Origin of the sequence: Marinobacter sp. LV10R520-4 (genome assembly GCF_002563815.1) — a bacterium.
GTDB lineage: Bacteria > Pseudomonadota > Gammaproteobacteria > Pseudomonadales > Oleiphilaceae > Marinobacter.
The window spans coordinates 806,618-818,816 of the sequence record NZ_PDJM01000001.1; the positions used below are offsets into that span (position 1 = coordinate 806,618).

The window sequence follows — 12,199 nt, forward strand, 5'->3', positions numbered from 1 at the left end:
GGCGGATTTGAAATCCGTCCCTGGCCTTGCTCTTTCACCAATATGTTTGCGCAGATTTTGCTAAAGTTCGTCGAGAGCCGTCAGTGCGTCACTCAGCTTTGTCACCGGAATAACCTTCATGCCGTTAACGGCTTTGCGCGGGGCGTTGCCTTTTGGCACCAGCGCGTGGGTAAAGCCGTGCTTGGCCGCCTCGTTGATCCTTTCCTGGCCGTTGGGCACCGGGCGAATTTCGCCAGACAGGCCTACTTCGCCAAAAATCATCAGATCTTGCGGCAGCGCACGGTCGCGGAATGACGACACAACGGCCGCCAGAAGTGCCAGATCGGCACTGGTTTCAGCGACTTTTACGCCGCCCACCACGTTCACAAACACATCCTGATCCGCCACGTGCATGCCACCATGGCGATGCAGAACCGCCAGCAACATGGCCAGCCGGTTTTGATCCAGCCCTACCGCCACTCGCCGGGGATAACTACCCTGAGCCGTATCCACCAGCGCCTGAATTTCCACCAGCATGGGCCGGGTGCCTTCCCACACCACCATCACCACACTGCCGGGCGCCGCTTCTTCGCCACGATTCAAAAAGATAGCGCTGGGGTTCTTCACTTCTTTCAAACCCTGCTCCAGCATGGCGAACACGCCCAGTTCGTTCACCGCACCAAAGCGGTTTTTGATACCCCGCAGGGTGCGATAGCGGCTGTCGCTTGAGCCTTCCAGCAAAATGGAGCAGTCAATCATGTGCTCCAGCACTTTCGGCCCGGCCAGGCTGCCGTCTTTGGTGACGTGCCCCACCAACAGCAAAATAGTGCCGGTTTGCTTGGCAAAGCGGGTCAGAAACGCGGCGCTTTCACGCACCTGGGACACGCTGCCGGGCGCCGATTCGGAATCGGCCACGTGCATCACCTGAATACTGTCGATCACCAGAATTCGCGGCTTTTCCACTTCTACAATCTGCAGCAGCCGCTCGACGCTAGTCTCTGACAGCATTTTCAGATCTGAAGTGGGCAACCCCAGGCGTTTGGCGCGCATGGCCACCTGTTGCAGAGATTCCTCGCCGGTTACGTAAAGGGCCGACACCGAGCTTGCCAGGTTGCACACAGCCTGCAACAGCAGGGTGCTTTTACCGGCGCCGGGGTGACCGCCCATCAACACCGCCGAACCTTCCACCAGGCCACCGCCCAGAACCCGGTCGAACTCGGCCATGCCGGTGCTCAAGCGAACCTGTTCGGCCAAGCTGACATCATTCAGGCTTTGCACCGCCGACAGGCTGCCGGCGAAGCCTTCGAAGCGGGAACCGCGGGCGCTTTTATGGGCCGGGGCGGAAACCCCACGCATCTCGCTAAGGGTATTCCATTCTTTACAAGCCGTGCACTGGCCCTGCCATTTGGAATAGTCGGCACCACAATCGGTGCAGACATACGAGGTTTTCACTTTGGCCATAAATCAGCTCTGGTACGGTTCGTTTTGATGATGCTATTAATTTTGATGGTGCTATCAATTTTGATGGTGCGCTTAATTTTTATGGTGCTCTTGACCTTGGTGGTACTGCGGGCTCAGCTCTACCACCGCATCAATAAACGCGCCGGCATGGGCTGGGTCTACATCCGGCGTAATACCGTGGCCCAGATTGAAGATATGGCCCGAACCATGGCCAAAGCGGCGCAGAATATCGCCCACTTCTTCACGAATGCGCGCGGGCGGCGCGTACAGCATGGTCGGGTCCATATTGCCCTGCAGCACAACTTTGTCGCCAATTCGGGCGCGGGCGTCGCCAATGTCCGTGGTCCAGTCCAGGCCCACAGCGTCGGCGCCACAGTCTGCAATGGTTTCCAGCCACTGACCACCGTTTTTGGTGAACACAATCACCGGCACCCTGCGGCCTTCGCTTTCCAGATTCAGGCCAGCGATGATTTTACGCATGTACTTCAAGGAGAACTCTTCATAAGCCCAGGTGGTGAGCACGCCGCCCCAGGTGTCAAAAATCTGCACCACTTGGGCGCCGGCGCGAATCTGGCCGTTCAGGTAATCGGTAACCGCATCTGCCAGGTGGTCCAGCAACTTGTGCATGACTTCGGGCTGGCCGTACATCAGCTTTTTGGCTTCGCGGAAATCTTTCGACGAACCGCCTTCTACCATATAAGTAGCCAAGGTCCAGGGGCTGCCAGAGAAACCAATCAGCGGCACCCGTCCGTTCAGCGCACTGCGGATGGTCGACACCGCGTTCATTACGTAATCCAGATCCACCTCGGCGTTGATTTTTGGCAACGCGTCTACATCGGCAGCGGAACGAATGGTGTGTTTGAACTTCGGGCCTTCACCGGTTTCAAAGTAAAGGCCCAGGCCCAGCGCGTCCGGAATGGTCAGGATGTCAGAAAACAGAATGGCCGCGTCCAGCGGGAAACGCTCGAGCGGCTGCAGAGTAACTTCACAGGCCAGCGGCGTGTTTTTGCACAAACTGAGAAAGTCACCGGCCTTGGCGCGGGTAGCGCGATATTCCGGCAGATAGCGACCGGCCTGGCGCATCATCCACACCGGCGTGCGGTCTACAGGCTGGCCCATCAGGGCGCGAAGGAAACGATCGTTCTTCAGTTCAGTCATAAAAATGTCCAGCGTTCTCAGTCATTAAATGGTCATAACATTCAGCAGGCAATGATACCCCGTTTGCCTCAATAAAAAAGGGCGACCTGTTTTTTGCAGGCCGCCCTCTGATTCACCTCTAACTTATTTCAGATATCTAGATAATCCATGATGCCTTCTGCAGCCTGGCGGCCTTCCCAGATGGCCGTTACCACCAGGTCAGAGCCCCGCACCATGTCGCCGCCGGCAAACACCTTGGGGTTGCTGGTCTGGAAGGCAAAATCCGCTTTCTCTGGCGCCGTCACCAGGCCGGAATCGCTGGTGCTCACCTGATGCTGGCCGAACCATTCTGCCGGGCTGGGGCGAAAACCAAAGGCCATCAGCACCGCGTCTGCAGGAATGATTTCCTCAGTGCCCGGAATCACTTCCGGCCGGCGGCGACCGTTTTCGTCAGGCTCGCCAAGCTGGGTAGACACCACTTTCACGCCTTCCACCTGACCGTCACCGACAATGGCCACCGGTTGGCGATTAAACATGAAGTTCACGCCTTCTTCGCGGGCATTCGATACTTCCCGCCGTGAGCCGGGCATATTGGCTTCATCGCGACGGTAAGCACAGGTTACGCTGGCGGCTTGCTGGCGAATGGAGGTGCGATTGCAATCCATGGCTGTGTCTCCGCCACCAAGCACCACTACTCGCTTACCCTGCATATCGATGAAGTCCTCAGTACTGACTTCAAATCCCAAGCGACGATTTACGTTAGAAATCAGAAATGGCAGAGCCTTATGAACGCCGGCCAGATCTTCGCCGGGGAAATCACCTTGCAAGGAGGTGTAGGTGCCCATGCCCATAAATACCGCATCGAAGTCGCTGAGCAGATTGCTCATCTGTATGTCTTTACCCACTTCGGTGGACAGCCGAAATTCAACACCCATCTCTTCAAACACTTTGCGGCGGCGCGCCATTACCGACTTTTCCAGTTTGAACTCGGGGATGCCAAAGGTCAGCAGGCCGCCAATTTCCGGGTAAATATCGAACACCACCGGCGTTACACCGCTGCGCACCAGCACGTCGGCGCAGGCCAGGCCCGCGGGCCCGGCGCCAATCACCGCCACGCGCTTGTCGGTGCGCACCACCTTCGACATATCCGGCTTCCAGCCCAGGGCAAAGGCGGTATCGGTGATGTACTTTTCTACCGAGCCGATGGTCACCGCGCCGTAACCGTCATTCAAGGTGCAATCACCCTCACACAAGCGGTCTTGCGGGCACACCCGCCCACACACCTCGGGCAGTGAATTGGTCTGATGACACAACTCCACGGCCTTCATGATGTTGCCTTCCGCCACCAGCTTCAGCCAGTTGGGGATGTAGTTGTGTACCGGGCACTTCCACTCGCAATAGGGATTACCACACTCCAGACACCGATGGGACTGGGACGCCGCCTGATCCTGCGTGTAAGGTGTATAAATTTCATTGAATTCCTTTTTGCGCTTGCGGGCCGGGACCTTTTTCGGGTCTACGCGCCCTACTTCTACAAACTGGAAATCGTTATTCAGTCGCTCTTTCATGGATTGCTCTCTACATTCGTCTGTTCGCACTGATCCGCCGCGGGGCGTATCCGTTGGGTGTCGACGGGCGGGCCCGCGCTGGCTTTATTCCGGGCGCGCCCGGGTGTTGGCCAGCAGGCTGCGCAAGTTTGCGGCCTTGGGCTTCACCAGCCAGAACCGACCAATGTAATCGTCGAAATTCGCCAACAGCTGCTGGCCCCACTCACTGGCGGTTTCCGCAATGTGTTCACGAATAACGCTGCGCAAATGATTGCGATAGGCTTCCATGTCTTCACTGGAGATTCGCTGTATCTCCACAAGCTCGTGGTTGTATTTGTCAACGAAGGTATTGTTCTGGTCCAGCACATAGGCAAAACCACCAGTCATACCCGCGCCGAAGTTGTGTCCAGTACTGCCCAGTACCGTCACCAGGCCGCCTGTCATGTACTCACAGCAATGGTCGCCTGCACCTTCTACCACCGCATGGGCGCCGGAATTGCGCACGGCAAAGCGCTCGCCGGCTGTACCGGCTGAAAACAGCTTGCCGCCGGTGGCGCCATACAAACAGGTGTTACCAATAATCGCGGTTTCCCGGGCCGTGAAAACACTGCCCCGGGGCGGGTAAAGCACCAGCTTGCCGCCGGTCATGCCTTTGCCCACATAATCGTTGGCGTCGCCTTCCAGTATCAGGTTCAGACCGGCGACGTTCCAGACACCAAAGCTCTGGCCAGCGGTACCGGTCAAATCCAGCGTGATGGGGGCGTCCGCCATGCTTTGGTTGCCATGCAGTGCGGCAATTTCACCCGACAGCCGCGCGCCAATGGAGCGGTCACAGTTCGTTACCCGGTAGCTCCAGGCACCACCGCTTTTGTTGTCTATGGCGCTGCGGACGTCACTGAGCATTTTTTCCGCAAGCGTGCCTTTGTCAAAGGGTTCGTTGCGCGCCATCTGACAGGTTTGCGGTTTATCCGCCGGGATCTGATCGTTGTTTAGCAAGCGGCTCAGGTCCAGTTTGCGCTGGCGCTCGGTATCACCCGGCAGACGCACCAGAAGGTCGGTGCGGCCTACCAGTTCCTGCAGGGAACGCACTCCCAGCTGTGCCATCCATTCGCGAGTTTCTTCCGCTACAAAGCGGAAGAAGTTCATCGCCATTTCCACCGTGCCTTTGAAGTGATCCTCGCGCAGCTGCTCATTCTGGGTGGCTACGCCAGTGGCGCAGTTGTTCAGGTGGCAAATTCGAAGGTATTTACAACCCAGCGCTACCATCGGCGTGGTGCCAAACGCAAAGCTCTCGGCACCCAGGATGGCGGCCTTTACCACATCCAGGCCGGTTTTTATGCCACCGTCGGTTTGCAGGCGAACTCTGCCGCGCAAATCGTTGGCTCGCAGGGCCTGTTGGGTTTCCGCCAACCCCAGTTCCCAAGGCGAACCGGCATAACGGATAGAGCTTAGCGGGCTGGCCGCCGTGCCGCCATCATAACCAGACACCGTAATCAGATCCGCGTAGGCTTTAACGACACCCGCTGCAATAGTGCCCACGCCCGGCTCAGACACCAGCTTCACCGAAACCAACGCTTGCGGGTTAACCTGCTTCAGATCAAAAATCAGCTGGGCCAAATCCTCGATAGAGTAAATGTCGTGGTGTGGTGGCGGCGAAATCAGCGTTACGCCCGGCACCGAATAACGCAAACGAGCAATCAACGCGTTCACTTTACCGCCTGGTAGCTGACCACCCTCGCCCGGCTTGGCGCCCTGGGCAATTTTGATCTGCATAACGTCTGCGCTGCGCAGATATTCAGCGGTAACGCCGAAACGGCCTGAGGCTATCTGTTTAATTTTGGAGCGTTTCTCGTTGCCATAGCGAGCCGGATCTTCGCCACCCTCACCGGAATTGGAGCGCCCACCCAGGGTGTTCATAGCCACCGCCAGGGCCTCATGGGCCTCTGGTGACAGTGCACCCAGGGACATTCCAGCCGAATCAAAGCGGGTGAAAATTTTCTCTACCGGCTCAACGTCGGCCAGGTCCACCGGCTGAATGCCTTCGCGCAGCCCAAGCAGATCCCGCAACGTAGCCACCGGCCGATGATTAACCAACCCGGCGTATTCCTGATACTGGCGGTAGTCGCCGCTGGTAACAGCGTCTTGCAACTTGGCCACAATATCCGGATTGAAAGCGTGATATTCCTGACCGTGTACGTACTTCAGAATGCCACCGGGTGAAAGAGGCTTGCGTGGCTTCCACGCCAGCTTGGCCAGTTGTTCCTGGTCGTGCTGGAAGTCGTAGAAATCGGCGCCCTGAATCCGGCAGGGCACGCCCTTGAAGCACAGGTCAGCCACTTCATCGGCCAGCCCGATGGCCTCAAAAAGCTGCGCTCCGCGATAAGAGGCAATGGTGGAGATGCCCATTTTGGACAGGATTTTGAGCAGGCCTTTGTTGATGCCTTTACGATAGTTATTCTTGGCGTCGATGGGGTCGACCAGCATTTCGCCGGTGCGAATCAGGTCATTAAGCACCTGGTACGCCAAGTATGGATACACCGCCGTGGCGCCAAAACCGAACAGCACCGCAAAATGGTGAGGGTCTCGCGCCCAACCGGTTTCTACCACAATATTGGAGTCGCAGCGTAAGCCTTGAGCCACAAGGTGGTGGTGCACGGCGCCGGTCGCCATGAGGGCGTTCACGGGAAGCTGGCCTTGCTGCAAATCGCTGTCACTCAGAAGAATCTGCGATTTGCCATCGCGCACCGCCTGTTCTGCAGTGGCGCACACGCGCCTGACGGCCTGCTGAAGACCTTCTTCCGGGGCATAGCTCAATGGGATTGTTGCTACCGCAAAGCCGGGGCGTTTATTTACCCGCATACGCTGGAATTTTGCCGGCGACAGCACCGGTGTATTCAGAATCACCCGATCGGCGTGCTCGGCCGCTTCTTCAAACACATTGCGCTCGGCACCCAAGCAGGTTTCCAGCGACATCACGATGGCTTCGCGCAGTGGATCGATGGGCGGGTTGGTAACCTGGGCAAACTTTTGGCGGAAATAGTCCGCCAGGTGACGCACTTTGCTCGACAACACCGCCATTGGCGTATCGTCGCCCATGGAGCCCACGGCTTCCTGACCGTTCTCGCCCAAAGGGCGCAGTATCTGGTCGCGTTCTTCAAATGACACGTTGAACATCTTCTGGTGCACCAGAATTTCGTCGGCGCCCAGCAGTTCGAAATCCGGGGCGTCCTGATGCAGCGTGGACTCTACCCGCAGAGCGTTTTCCCGCAGCCAGCGTTTATAAGGCTGAGCCGTTTTCAGACGCTGATCGATATCGCGGGTGTGCAGAATCTCGCCGGTTTCTGTATCAATGGCCAGCATCTGCCCGGGGCCAACGCGACCCTTTGCTACCACGTCATCCGGTTTGTAACCGTAGGTGCCGATTTCCGAAGCGACGGTGAGAAAATCGTTTTTGGTATGTACCCAACGCGCCGGGCGCAGGCCGTTGCGGTCAAGCATACACAAGGCGTAGCGGCCGTCGGTTAATACCAGGCCGGCAGGGCCGTCCCAGGGTTCCATGTGCATGGAGTTGTATTCGTAGAAGGCGCGCAAGTCTGCGTCCATGGTGTCTACGTTTTGCCAGGCCGGCGGCACCATCATCCGCGCGGCGCGGAACAGATCAACACCGCCTGCCAGCAGCACTTCCAGCATGTTGTCCATGCTGGACGAATCGGAGCCGGTCAGGTTGACCAGAGGTTGCAACGTTTTCAGGTCCGGCAGGCGCGGCGAGCTGAATTTTGCAGCACGGGCAATCGCCCAATTACGGTTGCCATCAATGGTGTTAATCTCGCCGTTGTGAGCAAGGTAACGGAATGGCTGTGCCAGCGGCCAGCGCGGCATGGTGTTGGTGGAGAAGCGCTGGTGGAATACGCAAATAGCGGTTTGCAGATCCGGGTCGTCCAGATCGCGATAGAAGTTCGCCAGGTCCGCAGGCATCATCAAGCCTTTGTACGCCAGCGTGCGGTGCGACAGGCTACAAATATAGAATTCGCTGTCGTCAGCCAGATCGCGCTCGGCAAAGCGGCGACCCACAAACAGGCTGATGGCAAAGTCACTTTCGGGCTTGCCCGCAGGCAATACAAACACCTGCTCAATGCGTGGCATGCAATCCAGCGCCATGGGGCCCAGAAAAGAGGTATCCACAGGCACATTGCGCCAACCCATCACCTCCAGCCCCTGTTCACACAGGCGCTTTTCCAGAACCGCCTTTGCGGCGCCTGCCTGGCTTTCATTCGGGCTCAGAAACACTTGGCCCACCGCGAACAGATCACCGGGTTCCTTGCCAAACTGTGCGCGGGCAATCTTGCGTAGAAAACTGTCCGGGCTTTGCAACAACAGCCCACAACCATCGCCGGTTTTGCCATCGGCGGCAATGCCGCCGCGGTGAGTCATACAGGTTAGCGACTCAATGGCGGTTTGTAGCAATTGGTGGCTGGCTTCGCCCTTGGTGTGAGCAATCAGGCCAAAGCCACAGTTATCTTTGAATTCACCGAGTTGGTACAAGCCAGTTGTCATAAGCGCAGTCTCTCTATAAAAGCTTTTTTATCAGAGAGCTATCGAAAATCGCACAAATAGTTCTCTGACATTTCTAACATCAGTCGGACAGTTTACGCAGATGAAAATTCGCCGCTCAAACGGCTTTTTGAAATTTTTAACGTTATGCACCAGCACAGGTCACGAAAAACCCGACAACTCTATCAGCGCACCAAAACGAGTCGATTTTGACCCTTCGGGACTACAAACTCCGGTTCTCACGCACCCAAGGCGCACCTGAAACCAGACCAGAGGGCAACGTTTGCGCCGCCTGCTGCGCGGCATCCTTAGTAGCATAATTGCCCTGAAACACCATAAACCACTGTTTGCCGTTGCGTTCACCGCGGGTATACACCATCGCATCGACCTGCGGATAACGACGCAGAGCATTCAATGCGGTTTGCTCAAGGTTGCCGGCAACCAGCTGAATGGTCCAGCCACCACTGCTGCGGCGCTCCGCCAAGGGCACGAAGCGATCCGGAATGGCCGGCGTAAACGCAGCTTGGGCAGGCACTGCTTCCGCTGCGGTTCGCGGCGAAGGTACAGGCACAGGCTGAACTTTAACTACCGTTGCCGGCACAGGCTCTGGCTCTGGCTCTGGCTCTGGCACAGGCTCTGGCTCGGGCTCTGGCTCTGGCTCTGGCTCTGGCTCTGGCTCGGGCTCGGCTACCGTTGCAGGTTCGGGCTCTGAATCATCCATGGCAACGACCGGCTCTGGTGCGGCCGATCCCGTTGACGGCCCTGCCTGCGCTGCCGTGCCTTGCTCTGGTGCTGCCTCCGGGCCGATGGTTATGCTCTTGCGCACGCGCTCCGGGGTTTGCGCCTGAGCGCTGGCGTCTTCTTCGCTCTTCACTGTGTCGTACTGGCGGGAAACAAACCACCAGGAAGCGGCGAGCAAAATCAACGCCAGTAACGGCCACCCCAAAGTGCGCCAGGGCATCCTGGTACGATGCTGCGCAGGAGCAGCCCGCCCCGCCATATCCAGCCACACACTGGGTGTTATACGCTGAATCGCGGAAAAATTACCAAGGCTACGGGTATAAATCTGTTTTAAGCGATCCGGGCTTAACAACTCACCGACATTACCGCCAGCAAGCTTTACCCTGGGCTGTAAGTAGTCCGCCAGTTCATCCCGGCTCAAGGGCGCCAGTGTAATCTGGTGCACGTTTCCCGAAGCCTGTTGCGCAAGCTCCATCATGCCAGGCAGCGCTTCCGTGCCTGCGAACACCGGCAAGGCCGCCAAACTGCGGTTGGCGCCCAAAAAACCGTTCAGCAAAAGATTTAACACTTCTGCCGGCGCCTGCTCGGCGTTATCGATCAGCAGTACCATGCGCTGGCCTTTGCCGGCACGCTGCTCTGACCATTTAAAAAACTGCGACAGGGCAGCCTTGGGGCCAGCCTCTAAATCCAGGCCGCGTGCCACTATAGACAAATCCCGCACCAGTGCCTGAGGGCTACCCAACGCCGCACTACCCAGGCGATGAAACTCCAACCGCGACGATTCGCTGCGCACCAGTTCTGCCAGCAGCCGGGTTTTGCCTAACCCCGATGGGGCGCTGACCAGCACGGCCATATCGCCGAAACCACTCATCTGGCGCAGGGATTCAAGGGCAGATTGGCGCTGCGCGCCGACAAAAAACGGCGCTTCCATCGCGGAAGGGTCTGCCCGCAGACCAAAGCGTTCCTGCAGGCGGGGGAAAAGCCCCCCGACTTCCTGGCTGTTCAGATTGTCGTCGTTGACCATGGCGATGTCGTCTCGGGCTCGGTGTTCAACGCTGGCAAAAAGCGTTCAGGGTTGCTTCAAGGTTTTCGCGCGCAGCTTTGGCGGTCACAACCGCTTCGCCCACCGCCTGCAGCAGAACCAGCCTGAGCTGCCCGTCTATATTCTTTTTATCCACCGCCATCAGCTCTATGAAGTCGTCCGGGCCCATAGCTGCAGGCGCCAGCGGCGGCAATCCGGCACGGCTGATAAGGCTGCAAATCTGCTGACATTCGGCGGCACTGATAAAACCTTCGCGGGCGGACAGATCCGCGGCCATCAACATGCCGGTGCCAACGGCTTCCCCGTGTAACCAGTTGCCATAGCCGGCGAACGTCTCGATAGCGTGGCCGAAGGTGTGGCCAAGATTGAGTATTGCCCTTAGACCGCCTTCGCGTTCATCAATGGCCACCACTTCCGCCTTGCAGACGCAAGAACGGTAAATGGCCTCTGCCACGTGCAGCGGATCTTTTTTGAGCAAAGACCCAAGATTCTTATCCAGCCAGTGCAGCAAAGGCAGATCACGAATCAGACCGTATTTGATGATTTCCGCCATCCCGGCACACACTTCCCGGTCTGGCAGCGTCACCAGGGTATCGGTATCAATCAGCACGGCTTGGGGCTGATGGAAAGCCCCTATCATGTTTTTACCCAAGGGGTGATTGATGCCGGTTTTGCCACCAACAGAGGAATCCACCTGCGACAGCAGCGTTGTTGGAATCTGGATGAACGCTACGCCGCGCTGGTAGCTTGCCGCCGCAAACCCTGTCATGTCCCCCACTACGCCTCCGCCCAGGGCTACCAGGGTGGTAGTACGATTGTGCCTGTGCTGCAGCAGCGCATCAAAAATCAGATTCAGGGTTTGCCAGTCTTTGTGTTTTTCGCCGTCTGGCAAAATCACCGAGTCTACCTGCTTGCCTGAAAAACAGGCTTTTGCCTGCTCCAGATAAAGCGGGGCCACGGTGTCGTTGGACACAATCATCACCTGAGATCCGCCAACATAAGGCGTTAAATCGTATTGGCCCAACAGTTGCCGGCCAATCAGTATCGGATAGCTGCGCTCACCCAGATCTACCTCAAGTTCACGGAGTAATTCAGGCATGATGACGACCTTCCTTTCGAATCTGGCGTATATGGCGGGGTGTTTTCGGGTTCAGCAGATTAATCAGTTGGCGCACCACCAAGCGCGGGCTCTTGCGATCCGTGTACATGGTGATGGTGGCCAACTCAGTGTAAATGGGGTCACGGATTGCAAACAGATGGCGCAGCACGGCTTCCGGATCCGCTGTTTGCAACAGCGGACGATTGCGGTCTTTGCGAGTGCGTTCTACCTGGTGCTCAACCGAGGTGCGCAGGTAAACAATCACTGAATTACGGCGCAGCAGTTCGTGATTTACGTCGCGCGTAACCGCGCCTCCGCCCGTAGCCAGAACGATACCGGCCTCGGTAGACAGTTCGCTCAGCATGGCGGTTTCGCGCTGGCGGAAGCCGTCTTCACCCTCTACGTCAAAAATCCAGGGAATATTGGCACCGCAGCGCTCTTCAATAATTCGGTCGGTATCCAAAAAGCGGTAGCCCAGCTCACGCGCCAGCATACGGCCGATGGTACTTTTACCGGCCCCCATGGGACCAACCAGAATAACTCGCTTGGGCAACAACATAACGTCCGCTCAATAGGGTTCAAGCCGGTCAGAATAGCATAGGGGCCGTCATTCTATAAGATTGTCCAGTTCTGCAGCGGGTT

The 12,199-nt window shown here is 57.5% G+C and carries 7 protein-coding genes; all 7 read right to left on the reverse strand.

Annotated elements, in window-relative coordinates; all coding sequences use genetic code 11:
• Nucleotides 1-60 precede the first annotated feature (60 nt).
• The gene (gene radA / locus ATG98_RS03835; RefSeq protein ID WP_098419574.1) at nt 61-1,440 is read right to left on the reverse strand and encodes a DNA repair protein RadA; all 1,380 of its coding nucleotides are present in this window, start codon (nt 1,438-1,440) and stop codon (nt 61-63) included.
• Nucleotides 1,441-1,512: 72 nt separating this feature from the next.
• The gene (gene hemE, locus ATG98_RS03840; RefSeq protein WP_098419575.1) at nt 1,513-2,598 is read right to left on the reverse strand and encodes a uroporphyrinogen decarboxylase; all 1,086 of its coding nucleotides are present in this window, start codon (nt 2,596-2,598) and stop codon (nt 1,513-1,515) included.
• Between the two features lie 128 nt (nt 2,599-2,726).
• Complete coding sequence (locus ATG98_RS03845) at nt 2,727-4,145, reverse strand: FAD-dependent oxidoreductase (RefSeq protein ID WP_098419576.1); 1,419 nt, start codon at nt 4,143-4,145, stop codon at nt 2,727-2,729.
• A gap of 84 nt (nt 4,146-4,229) precedes the next feature.
• Entirely contained in the window at nt 4,230-8,678 is a 4,449-nt protein-coding gene (gene gltB, locus ATG98_RS03850) for a glutamate synthase large subunit (RefSeq protein ID WP_098419577.1), read from the reverse strand.
• Between the two features lie 220 nt (nt 8,679-8,898).
• Nucleotides 8,899-10,440 carry an SPOR domain-containing protein gene (locus ATG98_RS03855; protein ID WP_098422181.1) on the reverse strand — a complete coding sequence of 514 codons (1,542 nt, stop codon included), beginning with the start codon at nt 10,438-10,440 and terminating at the stop codon, nt 8,899-8,901.
• A gap of 25 nt (nt 10,441-10,465) precedes the next feature.
• On the reverse strand, nt 10,466-11,557 hold the full coding sequence (aroB, locus tag ATG98_RS03860; RefSeq protein WP_098422182.1) for a 3-dehydroquinate synthase: 1,092 nt from the start codon (nt 11,555-11,557) through the stop codon (nt 10,466-10,468).
• Nucleotides 11,550-12,116 carry a shikimate kinase AroK gene (gene aroK, locus ATG98_RS03865; RefSeq protein ID WP_098419580.1) on the reverse strand — a complete coding sequence of 189 codons (567 nt, stop codon included), beginning with the start codon at nt 12,114-12,116 and terminating at the stop codon, nt 11,550-11,552. The genes aroB and aroK overlap by 8 nt, the downstream gene beginning before the upstream one ends.
• Between the last annotated feature and the right edge of the window lie 83 nt (nt 12,117-12,199).

Bases quoted from the DNA above. Each gene is read 5' to 3' on its own strand.
- radA (WP_098419574.1), bottom strand. From the start codon at position 1,440: ATGGCCAAAGTGAAAACCTCGTATGTCTGCACCGATTGTGGTGCCGAC.
- hemE (WP_098419575.1), bottom strand. From the start codon at position 2,598: ATGACTGAACTGAAGAACGATCGTTTCCTTCGCGCCCTGATGGGCCAG.
- ATG98_RS03845 (WP_098419576.1), bottom strand. From the start codon at position 4,145: ATGAAAGAGCGACTGAATAACGATTTCCAGTTTGTAGAAGTAGGGCGC.
- gltB (WP_098419577.1), bottom strand. From the start codon at position 8,678: ATGACAACTGGCTTGTACCAACTCGGTGAATTCAAAGATAACTGTGGC.
- ATG98_RS03855 (WP_098422181.1), bottom strand. From the start codon at position 10,440: ATGGTCAACGACGACAATCTGAACAGCCAGGAAGTCGGGGGGCTTTTC.
- aroB (WP_098422182.1), bottom strand. From the start codon at position 11,557: ATGCCTGAATTACTCCGTGAACTTGAGGTAGATCTGGGTGAGCGCAGC.
- aroK (WP_098419580.1), bottom strand. From the start codon at position 12,116: ATGTTGTTGCCCAAGCGAGTTATTCTGGTTGGTCCCATGGGGGCCGGT.